This window comes from Mycobacteriales bacterium, from assembly GCA_036497565.1.
Classification (GTDB): domain Bacteria; phylum Actinomycetota; class Actinomycetes; order Mycobacteriales; family QHCD01; genus DASXJE01.
Genome location: DASXJE010000226.1, coordinates 54,825 through 70,563 on the forward strand (window position 1 = coordinate 54,825; position 15,739 = coordinate 70,563).

14 protein-coding genes are annotated in these 15,739 nt (G+C 68.7%); 6 read left to right on the top strand and 8 right to left on the bottom strand.

Annotated features, from left to right (window positions below; genetic code table 11):
• Positions 1 to 63: 63 nt before the first annotated feature.
• From VGH85_18435 to VGH85_18445, 3 genes are all read right to left on the bottom strand, one after another.
• Positions 64 to 1,713: an amidase gene (locus tag VGH85_18435; protein ID HEY2175788.1), complete on the bottom strand. Its 1,650-nt coding sequence runs from the start codon at positions 1,711 to 1,713 to the stop codon at positions 64 to 66.
• Positions 1,714 to 1,857: 144 nt separating this feature from the next.
• The gene (locus tag VGH85_18440; protein ID HEY2175789.1) at positions 1,858 to 3,954 is read right to left on the bottom strand and encodes a hypothetical protein; all 2,097 of its coding nucleotides are present in this window, start codon (positions 3,952 to 3,954) and stop codon (positions 1,858 to 1,860) included.
• A 70-nt stretch (positions 3,955 to 4,024) separates the two neighbouring features.
• The gene (locus tag VGH85_18445; protein HEY2175790.1) at positions 4,025 to 4,534 is read right to left on the bottom strand and encodes a MarR family transcriptional regulator; all 510 of its coding nucleotides are present in this window, start codon (positions 4,532 to 4,534) and stop codon (positions 4,025 to 4,027) included.
• Positions 4,535 to 4,621: 87 nt separating this feature from the next.
• Between VGH85_18445 and VGH85_18450 the strand changes: the two genes are divergently transcribed.
• The 3 genes from VGH85_18450 to VGH85_18460 all read left to right on the top strand — a co-directional run bounded on the left by VGH85_18450 (position 4,622) and on the right by VGH85_18460 (position 6,805).
• The gene (locus VGH85_18450; GenBank protein HEY2175791.1) at positions 4,622 to 5,188 is read left to right on the top strand and encodes a YceI family protein; all 567 of its coding nucleotides are present in this window, start codon (positions 4,622 to 4,624) and stop codon (positions 5,186 to 5,188) included.
• Between the two features lie 95 nt (positions 5,189 to 5,283).
• Positions 5,284 to 5,787: a VOC family protein gene (locus VGH85_18455; protein ID HEY2175792.1), complete on the top strand. Its 504-nt coding sequence runs from the start codon at positions 5,284 to 5,286 to the stop codon at positions 5,785 to 5,787.
• Position 5,788: 1 nt separating this feature from the next.
• Entirely contained in the window at positions 5,789 to 6,805 is a 1,017-nt protein-coding gene (locus VGH85_18460) for a class I SAM-dependent methyltransferase (GenBank protein HEY2175793.1), read from the top strand.
• A gap of 9 nt (positions 6,806 to 6,814) precedes the next feature.
• Here VGH85_18460 and VGH85_18465 read toward each other — a convergent pair whose 3' ends face one another.
• The 5 genes from VGH85_18465 to VGH85_18485 form a co-directional block, all read right to left on the bottom strand.
• Positions 6,815 to 8,038, bottom strand: coding sequence for a prolyl oligopeptidase family serine peptidase (locus tag VGH85_18465; protein ID HEY2175794.1), 1,224 nt, complete (start codon positions 8,036 to 8,038; stop codon positions 6,815 to 6,817).
• A gap of 111 nt (positions 8,039 to 8,149) precedes the next feature.
• Positions 8,150 to 9,178: a Gfo/Idh/MocA family oxidoreductase gene (locus tag VGH85_18470; GenBank protein HEY2175795.1), complete on the bottom strand. Its 1,029-nt coding sequence runs from the start codon at positions 9,176 to 9,178 to the stop codon at positions 8,150 to 8,152.
• Between the two features lie 44 nt (positions 9,179 to 9,222).
• Positions 9,223 to 10,050, bottom strand: a complete 828-nt coding sequence (locus VGH85_18475) for a carbohydrate ABC transporter permease (GenBank protein HEY2175796.1) — start codon at positions 10,048 to 10,050, stop codon at positions 9,223 to 9,225.
• Positions 10,051 to 10,065: 15 nt separating this feature from the next.
• On the bottom strand, positions 10,066 to 11,013 hold the full coding sequence (locus VGH85_18480) for a sugar ABC transporter permease (GenBank protein HEY2175797.1): 948 nt from the start codon (positions 11,011 to 11,013) through the stop codon (positions 10,066 to 10,068).
• A 1-nt stretch (position 11,014) separates the two neighbouring features.
• Positions 11,015 to 12,295: an extracellular solute-binding protein gene (locus VGH85_18485; GenBank protein ID HEY2175798.1), complete on the bottom strand. Its 1,281-nt coding sequence runs from the start codon at positions 12,293 to 12,295 to the stop codon at positions 11,015 to 11,017.
• 197 nt (positions 12,296 to 12,492) lie between these two features.
• Between VGH85_18485 and VGH85_18490 the strand changes: the two genes are divergently transcribed.
• From VGH85_18490 to VGH85_18500, 3 genes are all read left to right on the top strand, one after another.
• Positions 12,493 to 14,508, top strand: coding sequence for an aldo/keto reductase (locus VGH85_18490; GenBank protein ID HEY2175799.1), 2,016 nt, complete (start codon positions 12,493 to 12,495; stop codon positions 14,506 to 14,508).
• 127 nt (positions 14,509 to 14,635) lie between these two features.
• A complete protein-coding gene (locus VGH85_18495) occupies positions 14,636 to 14,917 on the top strand; it encodes a hypothetical protein (GenBank protein ID HEY2175800.1) in 282 nt (93 codons plus the stop codon).
• On the top strand, positions 14,910 to 15,734 hold the full coding sequence (locus VGH85_18500; GenBank protein HEY2175801.1) for a phytanoyl-CoA dioxygenase family protein: 825 nt from the start codon (positions 14,910 to 14,912) through the stop codon (positions 15,732 to 15,734). Before VGH85_18495 ends, VGH85_18500 begins: the two co-directional genes overlap by 8 nt.
• The last annotated feature ends 5 nt before the right edge of the window (positions 15,735 to 15,739 follow it).

Below are 15,739 nucleotides of genomic sequence, written 5' to 3' on the forward strand. Positions count from 1 at the left end.
CGGGTAACAAACACGATATTACCCGCGAGTAACCCCGGCAACAGGGACTTCCGAAGGCTGGGTTCAGCCGGTGGGAAGGGTGGGGAGGAAGTGCGGCGCCCGACGGGCGTGGGTGTGCTGCTCGAAGGAGTAGGCCAGACCGAGCAGCTGCGGCTCGGACCACTTCGTCCCGATGAACGACAGCCCGACCGGGAGGCCGAAGGCGTTGCCCATCGGCACCGTCACGCTCGGGTAGCCGGACACGGCCGCCGGGGTGGAGCTGCCCAGCAGGAAGTGGTCGCCGTTGACCAGATCGGTCGTCCAGGCCGGGCTGTTGGTCGGCGCGATGATGGCATCGAGCTTGTCCTTCGCCAGCGTCTCGTCGATCGAACGCCGGGCCAGCGACGTCGCCGTACGACGGGCCTTGAGGTAGGCCGGGTCGGTGAGGTCGCCGTTGGTCGCCTGCGCCTGCTCGAAGATCTCCTGGCCGAAGTAGGGCATCTCCTGCTTGGCGTGGGCCTTGTCGAACGCGATGAGTCCGGCGAGGTCCTTCGGGTGCCGGCCCGGCGTCGCGGCGAGGTAGGCGTTGATGTCGTGCTTGAACTCGACGTTGAGCGCGGTCCCCTCGTTGGTGCCGATCTTGTCCTGGAACGGCAGGTTGGTGGGGTCGACGACGGTCGCGCCGAGGCTCTTGAGCTTGGCGACCGTGCGGTCGTAGATCGCGTCGGTCTCGTTGCTCACGCCGGTGAGCCCTTCGCGCCATACGCCGATGCGGGCACCGCGCAGCGCGTCGGACTTCAGGAACTTGGTGTAGTCGGGGTGCGAGTGGCCCTTGCTCGCCGCCGTCGCCGGGTCGGCCGGGTCGACGCCGGTGAGGGCGCCGAGGGTCACCGCGGCGTCGGTGCTGTTGCGGGCGATCGGCCCGGCGGTGTCCTGCTCGTGAGAGATCGGGACGACTCCGGTGCGGCTCACCAGGCCGAGAGTCGGCTTGATGCCGACGTCGCCGTTCTGGCCCGACGGGCAGACGATCGAGCCGTCGGTCTCGCTTCCGATCGCAACCGTGGCGAGGTTCGCCGCGACTCCCGCCGCGGATCCGGAACTCGACCCGCACGGGTTGCGGTCGAGCACGTAGGGGTTGTTCGTCTGACCGCCGACCCCGCTCCAGCCGCTCGAGGCCTGGGTCGACCGGAAGTTCGCCCACTCCGAGAGGTTGGCCTTACCGATCACGACCGCACCGGCGGCGCGCAGCCGCTGGACCAGGAACGCGTCACTCGCCGGTCGCGAGTGGGCGAGCGCCAGTGACCCCGCGGTGGTGCCCTCCTGGTCGTGCGTGTCGATGTTGTCCTTGAGCAGGACGGCGACGCCCTCCAGCGGCCCGCGCACCTGGTGCGCCGCACGGCGCCTGTCGCTCGCCGTCGCTTCGCGGACCGCGTCGGGGTTGGTCGTGATCACCGCGTGCAGCTTCGGATTCAGCCGGCGGATGCGGGCGAGATAGAAACGGGTGAGCTGCACCGAGGTGAGCCGGCCCGCGTCCATCGCCTTCTCCAGTTGCGGGATCGTCGTGACCTCGAGGTTGAGTCCGCCCGGAGTCCGGCTCGACGCGCTGGAGGACTGCGCCGACGATGCGGTCATCGCGATCATCATGCCTGCCGCCACGGCGGACGCGACGACGAGGGCGGATGCTCGGGTCAGCCGACGGGTGAGGCGTCCCGCGCACGGGTTCGTGATTCTCATGGCGGGAGAGAACCCGCAGATCGTTGCGTTGTCAAGCGGTGCGGTCACGTCGTCCTGCACCGAAGCGCCGATGCGAAGGAGTCGGGCTGCATGCTGGTCGAAAGCCGTTCGTTCCTGCAGCGTGTCTGACCCGTCGGCCGGGTCTCAGTGGACGCCGTTCAACCGGTCGATCGCGCGGAACACGTCGCCCTCGTTGTAGTAGTTGACGGCGACGTAGTTCGGGATCATGCCGCGTTCCCTCCGGCACTTCTCCAGATAGGGCCACAGCACGTCGTACGCGTTGATCTTGCGGGCATCCGTGACCACCTGGTGCAGGTTGCTCAGCCAGTAGTTGAGCAGGAGCAGCGGGCTGCCGGCCGAGCCGCGATTGCGCACGCACGACAGGTCGGCGGCCGTCGGATTCGTGAACGGGGTGTCCTGGACGACGTCGAATCCCGGTAGCAGCCCCGGGTACTTCTTCCCGCCGCCGTGCCGCTCCATCAACACGACGAGTCGACGGCCGGAGTCGATCATCTGGCCGAGAGTCGGCCACGGCTGTCCGCGCTGCTGGGTGTGCAGGTAGGGACCCAGCCCGGCCTGATCCAGTGCGGCGGCGGTGTCGGCCGGCGTCACCGAGTCCTCGATGAACAGCGTGACGACCTCGCGTGGATGAGCGGCGAGCCAGGCGCGCACCTGCACCATCGCCGGCTCGAACTCGGTGGCGCCGATCTCGCACAGCCCGTGGCAGAGGTAGGGGCGCACCGGCCCGGTCGGCGTCGTGGTGATGGCGTCGCGCAGCCGCAACGCGCTCGTCACCGCGGCGTCGCCGTAGAGGCGTTTCGCCTCGGCCAGGGCAGCGGCGTGGCTGCGCGGTGCGGTCGCGATCACGCCGGGCCGCTGGGTGGTCTGCCCGTACCAGGTGTCGATCAGGAGCACCCGGACGCCGGCGTCCAGCTGACCCACGAGCCCGGTCGGCTGCTCCGGGATGAACCAGCCCGGCTCGTCCGCCGCCGACATCGCATTGTGCGTCGCCGGGAAGGCGACGTCGTTGTAGCGGCGGTCGCACAACTCGACATGCCCGTTGCAGCCGGTCGTGTTCGCCGCCACCGTGCTGATCCGGCGCTCGGCCGGTGCGGCGTCGACCGCGACGAGGGCGACCACCAGCGCGACGGCGACACCTACCGCGGTGGCCGGTCCCCGCATTGCCCGCCACGACCGGGCACCACCCGGTACGCCCTTCGACCGGATGGCCGTGGCGATCTCGCCGACACCGACGAGAACGAGCACGATCCCGGCGACGCCGGCGAGTACACCGAACACCAGTGCCGGCCGGAGAATCACGCCGACGCCGACGGCGACGAATACCGCGCCCCGGGCGATCCCGGGCCACCGCCGGTCGGGTCGCCGCCGCAGCCAGGTCCAGATCCGGCGGGACTCCGCGGCGAGGTCGACCTGCGCGATCCGGGCCTTCGCCGTCAGGACGATCAGGCCGCCGGCCGCCGCGGTGATTCCGGCGGCCCACCACAACGGTCCGCCGTACACCCGGAGGGTCGCGGCGGTGAGGGCACCACGCAGGGTGCCTTCGTCGAGCACCGACGCGAGGATCGTTGCGGTCAGGGCAAGGACACCCACGACCACGGCGCCCGCGGTGACTCCCCACCCGGTCCGTACCGCCGCCCGCATCCGGTCCGGCGCGATCACGATGCCGGCCCCGAGCACCAGCAGGCCCGTCAGCGGCAGCAGCCACGAAAACAGCCCGACGAGCCGGGTCAGGTGGATGGTCTGCGCGGCATAGCTGCGTCGACCGATCTGCGCCAGCGTGACGTCGAGGTCGGCCGGAACCCGCGCCGCCGCCTGCGGCGAAAGTGCCGGCAGGACGCCGGCGAGGACGGCGCCGACGTCCACGAGGCGTAAGACGATCTGGCCCGGGTTCTCGTCGGTGAAGGCTCCGTGCAGCTGTCGCGCAGCCGCCCGGACCACCGGGCTGAAGACCGGGCTACCGACGAGAGAGGTCGATACCGATTCGATCAGCGGGCGTACCGCGATCAGGTTGGGGTCGGCGGCCAGCACGCGGCGGGTGATCGCCTGACCGACCTGCCGCGAGACCGCGGGGTCGCGACGTACGGCGTCGACATGTGCGGCGAACCGCGGGCCGTCCAATACGTTGTGGTTGACCAGTCCGGCGAGGATCCCGACCAGGAGCAGCACCGAGCCGAGCGCGGTGCATACGACCGACCAACCCCGCGCAGTCAGGTCATTCACCCCCGACGTGGACGCTAGGGCATCGTGCCTGTCCCGGCCACCGAATCGGACGCCCCGCTCGGGCGTGGCCTTACCGGGACAGTGCCGGCGACTCGACGGTCTTCGCCGGCTCCCGGCGGACCGCGGCGAGGTGGCTGAGCACCGCTTCGCTGATCGCCCCGAGCTGCCGCACCTGGTCGGGGGTCAACTGGTCGAGCAGGTGGGTGCGGACGCCCTCGACGTGCCCCGGGGCGGCGGCGGCGAGCGCGGCGAACCCCTCGTCGGTGAGGACCGCGATCGACCCGCGGGCGTCGCTCGGGTCGCAGTCGCGGCGGACCCATCCGGCCTCCTCGAGCCGGGCCACCGCGTGGGAGATCCGGCTGCGCGAGGACAGTGAACAGTGCGCGAGCTCGCTCATTCGGAGCCGTCGGCCAGGGGATTCCGACAGCCGGACGAGGATCTCGTAGTACCCGTGCGGGATGCCCCCGTCGCGCTGCAACTCCCGGTCCAGCTGGTCGAAGAGCAGCTGGGCGGCGGTCAGGTAGGCGCGCCAGGCGCGTTGCTCGTCCTCATCGAGCCAGCGGGCCCCCGTCTCGCTCATGCCCTGCCTGCCCCTCGGAATAGTTGAACTCGCAATCTCCTTGGTCTAGAGTACACGAAAGTTGAACTCTCAATCAAAGGAGTTGCCATGGCGACCACCACCGTCGAGATCCCGGGCTACCTGGCCGGGACCTGGACCATCGACCCCGTGCACACCGACATCTCGTTCAGTGTGCGCCACATGATGGTGAGCAAGGTCCGGGGTCATTTCCAGACATTTGAGGGCGAAATCGTCACCGCGGAGGACCCGCTGCAGTCGCGGGCGACCGCCAGCATCGACCTGCGTTCGCTGGACACCAACAACAGCCAGCGCGACGACCACATCCGCTCCGCGGACTTCTTCGAGGTCGACACCTACCCGACGATGACCTACCGGTCGACCGGGATCCACCGCGACCGCGGTGACCTCTTCGTCGACGGCGAACTCAGCCTGCACGGCGTCACCCGCAACGTGACGCTCGAGATCGAGCCGAACGGCTTCACCAAGGACCCCTTCGGCGGCACCCGGACCGGCTTCTCGGTCAAGGGTGAGATCAACCGCAAGGACTTCGGCATCGACATCGACCTGCCGATGGACGGTGGCGGCGTGGTCGTGGGCGACAAGATCTCGATCGCCATCGAGGTCGAGGCCGTCCTCGCCAACCCGGAGGCGTAAGGCTCTTCGACGCGACGGCCGGTGGAGGCGCAGACTGACCCCGAGCGGGGTGGCGCCCCACCGGCCATTTCGCGCTCTCGGCGAAAGGACTCATCGTGCCGATCACCCGACTCAATCATGCGGTGCTCTACGTCCGTGACGTGGCGCGCAGCGTCGAGTTCTACACGCAGGCGCTGGGTTTCCGGGTCATCCCGATGACCCCGGACGGGTTCACCGGCGCCGCGTTCCTGCAGGCTCCCGGCTCGAACAACGACCATGACCTCGGGCTCTTCGAAATCGGCTCGGGGGCCGGGCCCTCGCCGGCCGGCCGCTCGACCGTGGGTCTCTACCACCTGGCCTGGGAGGTCGACACCCTCTCCGAGTTGGAGCGGTTGTACGACGTGCTGTCCGCGCGTGGCGCACTGGTGGGCACCAGCGACCACGGCACCACCAAGAGCCTCTACGGGCACGACCCGGACGGCCTCGAGTTCGAGATCGCCTGGCTGGTCCCGGCCGGTGCGCTCGACGAGGCCGCGCTGTCCGCCCGCACCCGTATCGGCCGGCTGGACCTGGACCGCGAGAAGGAGCGCTACGGCGCGTCCACGACCGGCGGCGTCTGAGGTGGGCCGACGGCCGTGGACGACGGCCGACATCGGCCGGACCGCGCTGCGTCCGACGTACCGCATGGACCTGCGTCGCAGCGACCGCGACGTCTTCGCCGACGCCCCGGCCGCCGACTTCGCCCGGTTGGGCTGGGCCGAGGTCGGCCGCCCCTACCGGGTCGAGAACTGGTCGGCGGACAAGCGGTCCTGGGAGGACGCGAACGGAGCGGACCTCCCGGTCCCCCGCGCGTGGCGGATGTTCAACGAGCGGTTCCAGTCACTCTTCGACGCCGATCCGGTGCAGGCCCGGATCGATGCGCTGCGGAAGGCCGGACGGGCCCTGTCGAAGGTCGAGTTGCTCGCCGCGCGGGCGGCGGCCACCGAGGTCGTGCAGTGGACCGTCTGGAATCAGGCCCAGCGCGTCGAGGACACGATCTGGGATCCGCGCGCGAAGCGGGCCCTCTTCGAGGGACTCGAACTCCGGCGCCCACGGATCCTCTTTCTCGGTGCGGCCGACGGCTACGAGGCGATGCTGCTCTCGGCGATGTACCCCGGCGGCGAGGCCGTCCTCGTCGACTACGACGACTATTGCGTCGAGGGTCGGTTCGGCGCGTTCCCCGAGGAGTACCCGTTCCTCGGGATCGACCCGGGCACCGGGCACGACCGGGTCTGGTACCGCGACGACATGGACATCTCCTACGTCGTCTCCGACATCCGGGACCTCGACTTCGGGGCCGAGTTCGACCTGGTCGTGTCCATTGGGCTGGTCGAGCATTTTCCGGACGACTACAAGCCGCTCGCCTTCGACTGGCACCGGCGCTTTCTGCGGCCCGGCGGCCTCGCAGTGCTCACCACCCCGCGGATCTCGTGGCGGACCCGGATGTTCTACACGCTGTTCGGCGACGTCATGAACTTCTCCTACCGCGAGTTGATGGACGTGCGGCAACTCGGCCTCTACGCCTACGAGAACGGGTTCGACGTCCTGCGCCACGGTCAGATCAAGACCCACAACGGGATCGTCTGCCGCCCCCGATAGCGGGTCCGCTCAGATCAGCTGCAGGGCACGGTGCCCGGTCATCGCGAAGACGTCGTCCACCCAGTCGAACATCCGCTGGTCGACCAGCGCCCGGGCCATCGGCTCGCCATGGAGGTCGGCGCCTTCGGCCGCCCGGAAGGGGAGCAGCTCGGCGTAGTCGGGCAATGCGTCGACCAGCCGCCGGGCCTGCCCCGGCCAGAACTGCTCGCCGTCGGGGTCGCAGACGAGCAGCGGTGTCCTGATCTTGTCGACGACGTCGTCGAGGCGATAGCGCTCGGTCTCGCGGAAGAGGTCGTAGTAGGAGGTCTGCTGGTAGGGCCGGCCGCGGAACTGCAGTTCCCGCCTGCTCTTCGGCATGACCCGCAGCACCTTCATGCTCCGCTCGAATCCGGCCCGGTCGCGGTTCGCGAGCTGCTTGCGCACGTACGCCGGGAGCTTGTCGGTGAAGGCGGTCGACACGTCGAACACCCCCGGGTCCGCGACGGCAGCGGTGAAGCGGTGCTCGAAGGCCAGGGCCCTCGGCACCCAGTAGCCGCCCTGGCTGATGCCGTAGAGCGCGAGCCGGTCGGGGTCGACGTCCGCCCGGGTGAGCAGTACGTCGACGAGCGGGGTGAGTACGGCCTCCCAGTCCGGCCGGAACGGCACCCCGTCGTCGAAGAGCATGGTCTGTTGACCGGGACCGTCGTACATCACGACGTTGTAGCCACGGTCGAGCGCCCCGGCCCCACCGGTGGCCCAGAGCGAGCTGACCGGGCCGTCGCTGCCGTTGGTCAGGACCAGGGTCGGGCGCGGCCGAACCCGCCCGGGCGGCCGGAAGAACCAGCCCGGCAGCGCGTGTTCCCGGTGGGCGATCGCGATCCGCTCGACCGGCGGGTCGAGCAGGTCGGTGAAGGCCTCCCAGCAGCTGCGGTGTTCGGCGAAGATCGGTGCGAACGCCGCGCCGTCGTGCAGTCCGTCGGCGCCGTTCAGCGCCAGCGCCAGGTAGTTGCTCGCCCGCAGGTACGCCGACCGCGCACTCACCGGGTGGCCGGTCGCGAGCGACGTCTCCGCGATCCGGTGCAGCCGACGACCGGTGGCGACCCAGCTGGTGAACCAACTCGTGGGGTCGCCGTCCTTGATCGTGTCAACCGCCGCGAAGACCTCACCGACGTCCGCGCCGCCCGAGACGGCCCAGCCCAGCGCGATGCGGGTGTCGAAGTCGAAGCCGTCGTCCTTGAAGAAGCGCCGGACCATGTCGGACCCCCTCGGTTCCGGTCGTCACGCTACCGGCCGCCGACCCGCCCTGTGGCTCTTCGTAGTGAGTTAATCGCTCCTTGTGGTCGACCGTGGACTAAATCGGGCGAATCACACTTCGGTCCGTAGCCCGGATGCCGCCGCGGCGACCGCCGCATAGGTGAGGCCGATGCTGGGGAGGTTGTCCCGGCCCGAGGTCTCCGGCTCGCGGCCGTCCCGGATCGCCGTGACGAACTCGGTGAGGCTGCCCGCCCGGTCGGTGCGGGTCACGGTTGGCAGCTCGATCTGCCGCCGGCGGCCGTCCCGGCGTACCCACACCTCGTCGGACTCCTGGGCCGCCCGGCCGTCGAGGCCATCGCCCCGGCTGGTCCACCAGACCTCGCCGTGTTCGAAGTCCATGCGCCATTCGCCGGCCCACGCCGTCGGCGGGCCGTGGCTGACCCAGCTGCCGCGATAGCTCACCGTGAGATCGTCCGGGAACTCGATCATGGCCGAGCCCTCAGGCGGGCCGTCGAAGAGCGTCCACTTGGGATTGTTGGTGTGGGCGCTGACGGCAAGGGCATCACGGCCGAGCACCGCCCGCAACAGGTCGAAGTGGTGGATCGACATGTCGACGAGGAGCGGCTCGTCGAGCAGATGGTGCGCACCGCGCCGGCCCCCGGCGCCGGAGAACCGGCGGAAGTCGATGCCGACCGCGTGCGGCTCGCCCAGCGAACCCTCGGCGACGAGTGCCTGCACCGCCCGGGGGGCCGGGAAGAACCGGTAGTTCTGACTCACCATCAACGTGAGCCCGGACTTCTCGGCCTGCTCGACGAGGGCTCGGCCCTCGGCGACCGTCGGGGCGAACGGCTTCTCGACCAGCACGTGCCGGCCGGCGTCGAGCGCCGCCCGGACGGCAGGCACGTGGCCGACGAGGCTCGCGGTGACGAGTACGGCGTCCGGGTCGGTCGCCGCGATCGCCTCCTCGGCGGTGGCGTAGCAGCGGTCCGCCGGGATGATGCCCTGCTTGACCGCCGCGGCGCGGGCTTCCGGGACGGGGTCGGCGCAGGCGACCAGGTCGACCTCGGTGACCTGGGGGATCATCTCCTTCGCCCAGTTGCGGCCGAAGCCGCCCATCCCTACCTGTACGACGCGAGTCATCGCGGCCTCTCCTTCGGGTCGCGATCAGCCTGCCATACCCGGGATCAGGCCTTGATGGCTCCTGCGGCGAGGTTGGCGATGAACTGGCGGGCACCGAGCAGGAACACCAGGATCAGCGGGACGGTGGCCATGAGGGTCCCGGCCATCACCATGCTGTAGTCGGTGTTGTAGAGCCCGTTGAGCTGCGAGAGCGCGACCTGCAGCGTCAGCCGGTGCGGGTTGACCAGCACGACCAGCGGCCAGAGGTAGTCGTTCCACACGGTCACGAAGGTGAAGATGCCGAGGAACGCGAGGGCCGGTCGGAGCACCGGGATCGCCACCTGGCGGTAGAGCCGGAAGAAGTTGCATCCGTCGAGGCGGCCGGCGTCGAGCAGGTCGTCGTGCACGGCACCTTGGATGTACTGCCGCATCCAGAAGATTCCGAACGCATTCACTGCGCCGGGGACGATCAGCGCCGGCAGGGAACCGACCCAACCGATGTGCGCCATCAAGACGAACAGCGGGACCGTCGACAGCTGCGAAGGCACCATGAATGTGGCCAGCAGGATGATGAAGAGGACCCGCTTACCGGGGAAGTCGTACTTCGCGAAGGTGAAGGCGGCGAGCGAGTCGAAGAAGAGCACGAGCGCCGTGGTCACGACGGCCACGAGCAGGGTGTTGAGGAACGATCCGAAGAAGTCGATGTTGTGCAGGACGTTGCGGATGTTGCCCAACAGGTGCGACCCGAACGTCAGCTTCGGCGGGAACTGGAAGATGTCCCCGGTCGTGTTGGTCGCCATCACGATCATCCAGTAGAACGGGAAGAGCGAGATCAGCGCGCCGATGATCAGCACCAGATGCGCGAGGACGCGCGCGAACCGAGCCTGTGTCATTACCGTCTCCCGCCTCTACTTCCCGGTCCGTTGGACGACGCGCCAGTTGATGATCGAGAACAGCAGCAGAATGATGAAGAGCCCCCAGCCGATGGCTGCGCCGTAACCGAAGTCGTTCTTGGTGAACGCCTGCTGGTAGAGGTAGAGCACCATCGTCATGCCGGCGCCGCCCGGTCCGCCGGTGTTGCCGACGAGTACCTGGGACTGGGTGAAGATCTGCATGCCGCCGATGGTCGAGGTGATCACGGTGAAGAGGATGATCGGCCGGAGCATCGGGACGGTCACCCGGAAGAACGTCTGTACGACGTTGGCGCCGTCGACCTTGGCGGCCTCGAAGAGGTCAGTGGGGATCGCCTGTAATCCGGCGAGGTAGATGATCGCGTTGTAGCCGGTCCACTGCCAGATCACCATGACCGCGATCGCGATCTTGATGCCCCAGGGGTCGTTCAGCCACTGCACCTGGGAGAGGCCGAGCGCCTGCAGCAGTCCGTTGAGCAGGCCGAAGTTGTTGGCGAAGATCGAGCCGAACACGATCGCCATCGCGACGAGGGACGACACGTTGGGAATGAAGAAGGCGATCCGGTACGCCGTCTTGAAGCGGATCGACGAGTTGAGAATGACCGCGATCACGAGCGCGAGGAAGAGCATCGGGATCGTCGAGATGATCCAGATCTCCACGGTGTTCTTGACCGAGAGCCAGAACTGCGTATCGCTCACCAGGTAGCGGAACTCCGCCAGGCCGACGAACTTCATCGGGCCGATGCCGTCCCAGCTGTGGAACGACAGGTAGAGCGAGTAGCCGATCGGGAAGAGCCCGAAGATGGCGAAGATGATGTAGAACGGCGAGATCGACAGGTAGAGCGGCAGGTAGCGGCGGAATCGCCCACCGGTGCTCGGCCGACGACCGGTCTGGCGGCCCGTCCCGGTGAGGGTGGTGGGCGTCGTGGTCGACGTCGTCGCCATCTCAGATCACTCCCGTGTGCTGCAGCGTGCGCTTGATCTGGCCGATGCAGTCGTTCCAGGCCTGGTCGGGATCCTTGCCGAGGCTCTCGACGTTGCCGAGTTCGGTGGCGTAGGCGGGTGTGATCGCGTCGTCGTACGGGCTGAAGTAGAACGGCTTGACCTGCTCGGCGGCGCTTCCGAAGATGTCGACGGTGACCTGCCCGCCGTAGAAGGGGTCCGGCTTACGCATGATCGGATCCTTGTAGGAGGCCGGCGTCGACGGGAACAGGTTGATGTCCTGGTAGGAGAAGGCCTGGTTCTTGGTCGATTCGAGATAGCGGATCGCGTTGTAGGCGTCCTCGGGGCGCTTGCAGTACTTCGTGACCCCGAGGAAGGACCCGCCGCTGTTGCCGGCTCCGCCGGGAGCGCGGCAGACCCGCCACATGCCTTTGGTCTTCGGCGCTGCCGGACCGAGGAAGTTCTTCATCCAGACCGCACCGACGAAGCACGGGACCTTTCCGTTGGTCATGACCGCGTTCCAGTCGGCGGTGAGGCTGACGGTCTTCGCGGTGAGGTTGGACTTGATGACTTTGACCGAGATGTCCCAGGCGTTGCGCACGTGTGCCTGGTCGCCGATGAAATGGTTCTGCCGGTCCATGTACTGCTTGGAACTCTGGGCCATGACCTGGTCGAAGATGTCGTTGACGGTCGCGGAGGCGATGCAGGTCCCGGCGATGGCCGCCTGGAGTTTCTTGCCGGCGGCGAGGTAGTCGTCCCAGGTACCCAGGTGCGCCTCGACCTCGGCGGGGTCGGTCGGCAACCCGGCTTTCTTGAAGATGTCCGTGCGGTAGTAGAGCGCCGTCGGTCCGGTGTCCATCGGAAAGCCGATCATCCGACCGTCGTTCGCGACGCCCTGCTGCCATTTCCAGTCCAGATACTGGTCCTTTACCTTGTCGGCGCCAAATTTGCGGAGGTCGACGAACTGGTCCGCGTCGGGGAAGTAGGTCGCCACGTCGGAGTTGATGCCGGTGATGTCCGGTACGTAGGAACGGCCGGCGAGGCTGGTCATGAACTTCGACTTGAAGTCGCCGCCGATCTTCTGCGGCTCGAGCTTCACCCCGACCTTCTTCTGCACATTGCCGAGCAGCGTGTCGCTGATCGACCCGGTCCAGTACCAGACGCTGAGGGCACTGCCGGCGGACGCCGACTCCGCCCCGCAGCCCGCGGCGCCGAGCAGTGCGGCACCCGCCACACCGGCGGCGCCGCCCTTCAAGAACCCTCGGCGGGTGATTAACGGGGTCACGCCAGTCTCCCTGCGGTCTCGGATCGCGACAACGTCGTCGACACGTTCGGCCCCCGCCGCCCCCTGCAGGGCGCCCGGAAGACTAATCGGTCGCCGACGGCTTGGAAAGAGATGCGGGCAAGCGATTACCGACCCACCGCTTCCGGCCCGGCCGGTGGGCTGGAAGGATCGGGCGACCTACCGTTGCGACGAGGGGCATGGGAATGGCAGACAACACCCTGAGCTGGGGCGTCCTGGGTACCGGCGAGATCGCCCGGAAGTTCGCCGGCGACCTGGCCACCTCACGCACCGGCCGACTGGTGGCGGTGGGCAGCCGTTCCCAGGAATCGGCGGACCGGTTCGGCGAGCAGTTCGGCGCCGGCCGCCGGCATGACAGCTACGAGGCTCTGCTCGCCGACGACGGAGTGCAGGCGGTCTACATCGCCCTGCCGCATCCGATGCACGCGAAGTGGGCGGTGCGGGCCGCGGAGGCCGGCAAGCACATCCTGTGTGAGAAGCCGCTGTCGCTCAACCGCGCCTGGACCGAGGCGATCATCGAGGCCGCGCGCCGGCACGACGTCTTCCTGATGGAGGCGTTCATGTACCGCGCGCATCCCCAGGCGGAGGCGATCCACCGGCTGGTGCGCGAGGGTGCCATCGGCCGCGTACTCCACATCCAGTCGTCGCTGGCCTTCGCCTCGAAGTTCGACCCCGATCGGCGGCTCTTCGACCCGGCGCTCGGCGGCGGGGGGATCCTCGACGTCGGTGGCTACCCGGTGTCGCTGGCCCGGCTGGTGGCCGGGGCGGCACTGGGCCGGCCCTTCGCCGAGCCCGAGGAGGTCACCGCGGTCGGTCATCTCGGCGAGACCGGTGTCGATGAGTGGGCGGCCGCGACCCTGCGGTTCGAGGGCGGCATCACCGCGCAGGTGACCACCGGGGTGCGGCTGACCGACGGCAGCGAGTTGCGGGTGGTCGGCAGCGAGGGCTACCTCGTCGTCGACAACCCCTGGTTTCCGACCCAGGCCGGGGTCGGCCGGATCGCCGTGCACCGGGTGGGCGCCGAGCCCGAGGACGTCATCGTCCCCGACGTGGGCGAGGTGCGGCTCTACGCGTTCGAAGCCGACGCGGTGGCCGAGCACCTCGCCGAGCGGCAGGCTCCCGCGATGAGCTGGGCCGACTCGCTGGGTAACGCCGCGGTGCTGGACCAGTGGCGGGCCGCCCTCGGCCAGAGCTACCCGGTCGAGCGCGACGACGCCGACGTACCCGTGGTGCACGGGCGGGCGCTGGCGCCGCGGCCCGGGCACGACATGCGTTACGCCCGGGTGCCGGGGATCGACAAGGACGTGTCCCGCCTGGTGATGGGCAGCATCGCCGCGCACACCATCCCGCAGGCCTCGGTGCTCTACGACGAATTCGTCGAGCGGGGCGGTAACTGCTTCGACGTCGCCTACATCTACAACGGCGGCAGGTCCGAGCAGCTGCTCGGCCAGTGGATGGTCAACCGCGGCAACCGCGAGGACGTCGTCGTGATCGGCAAGGGAGCCCACACCCCGCACTGCGATCCTGAGTCGATCACCAGCCAGCTGCACGTGTCGCTGGATCGGCTGCAGACCGACTACATCGACCAGTACTTCATGCATCGGGACAACACCGACGTACCGGTCGGAGAGTTCGTCGACGTGCTCGACGAGCACTACCGCGCCGGCCGGATCCGCGCGTTCGGCGGGTCGAACTGGACGCTGCGCCGCTTCGACGAGGCGAACGAGTACGCCCGGGCGAACGGCCGGCACGGCTTCACGGCGCTCAGCAACCAGTTCAGCCTCGGCCGGCCGCTCGAGCCGATGTGGTCCGGGTGCCGCGACGTGACCGACCCCGCTTCGGTGCAGTGGCTGATCGACACCGGCGTCGTACTCTTCCCCTTCTCGAGCCAGGCGCGCGGCTTCTTCGCCGGCCGGGCCGACCCCGACGACCGGTCCGACGCCGACCTGGTGCGGTGCTGGTACAGCGACGAGAACTTCGCCCGCCTCGACCGGGTGCGCAAGGTGGCCGGTGACCTCGGCGTACCGACTGCGGCGATCGCGTTGGCCTTCGTGCTGCACCAGCAGTTCGCGGCGTTCCCGCTGATCGGTCCCGAGACGTTGGCGGAGCTGCGTACGTCGCTGCTCGCGCTTACCGTCGAGTTGACGCCGCAGCAGGTCCGCTGGCTCAATCTCGCCGACGAGTCATCCGCCTGAGGCGTTCCTGACCAGCCGTGCAGGCGGGCGCTGGTCGCCACGCCGCCGGCGCTCGTAAGCCAGATATCCTATAGGGTATGTGGCGCGTCTGATCGACTCCTACGCCCGCCTCATGGAGGGACCTTCGATGAGTCACACCCGGCAGAAAGTGCTCGTGCTCTACCTCGCCAATTCGGCGTTGGACAGCAGGGTGACCGGCTGGGCGTTCTACGACGGGACCGGACAGGACAAGCACACCACGGGTGACAGCGATACGCCGCCCTACGAGACCGGCCTCGAAGCTCTGCAGGACGGCTGGCGGTTGTTGCACGCCGCGCAGCTGATGCCGCCGTTCCCCGGTCACGAGCACGACACGTCGTTCCTCAAACACGAGTTCTATCTCGAGCGACTGGAGACCATCAATGCCTGATCGGAAGGCTCTGCTGTCGTCGACGGAGATGGCGCGTTTCGTCTCAGCCGGCTTCCTTCGTTTCGACGGTCTGGTACCCGACGCAGTCAACAAGGCCGCGATCGCCGAGCTCGAGGCGGGCTTCGACCGCGTCCCGGCGGGGACACCGCTGCCGCGGGCCTACCCCGCGGATTCGGTGGTGAACCAGATCCTCGCCATGCCGCAGGTGCAGGGGGCGATCCACAGCCTGGTCGGCCCGGACCCGCTCGTCGACCATCACGCGATCCACATCCGTCAGCCGCACGGCGGCGAGGCGCAGCATCTGCATGCCGACGCCATCATCGATCCGCGCACGGTCTTCGACGTCCAGCTCATGTACTACCCGCACGAGGTCACCCTCGACATGGGCGGGACGCTGGTCGTTCCGGGCAGCCACCTCCGCCGCATCAACGAGACCGACATCGGCCGCTACCAGAACCTCGTGGGGCAGGTGCCGCTCGTCTGCCCGGCCGGCACCGTCCTGATCCTTCATCACGGCATCTGGCACTGCGGCCGGCGCAATGACACCGACCGGGTCCGCTACATGTTCAAGATCCGGCTCAACCCGACCGTGCGGCAGGTGCGGCTGTGGAACACCGACGACCTCGACGACCCGGCCGTCGCCGCTGAGCTGCGGCAGACCTTCCCCTGGTACGAGAACGCCACCGGGCGCCTCGAGATCACCAACCGCAGCAGGCTGTGGCGCTTCCTCACCGGCGACGAGTCCTACGACACCGACTACTGGCTGACCCGGGTCGAGAACGCCCCGACCCGGATCGCGCCGGCCGTCTCCGCCTGACCACT

What these genes read in the sequence shown, in the direction of transcription:
- VGH85_18480 (HEY2175797.1), bottom strand. Translation starts at nt 11,013, where the DNA reads ATGGCGACGACGTCGACCACGACGCCCACCACCCTCACCGGGACGGGC.
- VGH85_18445 (HEY2175790.1), bottom strand. Translation starts at nt 4,534, where the DNA reads ATGAGCGAGACGGGGGCCCGCTGGCTCGATGAGGACGAGCAACGCGCC.
- VGH85_18450 (HEY2175791.1), top strand. Translation starts at nt 4,622, where the DNA reads ATGGCGACCACCACCGTCGAGATCCCGGGCTACCTGGCCGGGACCTGG.
- VGH85_18475 (HEY2175796.1), bottom strand. Translation starts at nt 10,050, where the DNA reads ATGACACAGGCTCGGTTCGCGCGCGTCCTCGCGCATCTGGTGCTGATC.
- VGH85_18435 (HEY2175788.1), bottom strand. Translation starts at nt 1,713, where the DNA reads ATGAGAATCACGAACCCGTGCGCGGGACGCCTCACCCGTCGGCTGACC.
- VGH85_18470 (HEY2175795.1), bottom strand. Translation starts at nt 9,178, where the DNA reads ATGACTCGCGTCGTACAGGTAGGGATGGGCGGCTTCGGCCGCAACTGG.
- VGH85_18500 (HEY2175801.1), top strand. Translation starts at nt 14,910, where the DNA reads ATGCCTGATCGGAAGGCTCTGCTGTCGTCGACGGAGATGGCGCGTTTC.
- VGH85_18495 (HEY2175800.1), top strand. Translation starts at nt 14,636, where the DNA reads ATGAGTCACACCCGGCAGAAAGTGCTCGTGCTCTACCTCGCCAATTCG.
- VGH85_18490 (HEY2175799.1), top strand. Translation starts at nt 12,493, where the DNA reads ATGGGAATGGCAGACAACACCCTGAGCTGGGGCGTCCTGGGTACCGGC.
- VGH85_18465 (HEY2175794.1), bottom strand. Translation starts at nt 8,038, where the DNA reads ATGGTCCGGCGCTTCTTCAAGGACGACGGCTTCGACTTCGACACCCGC.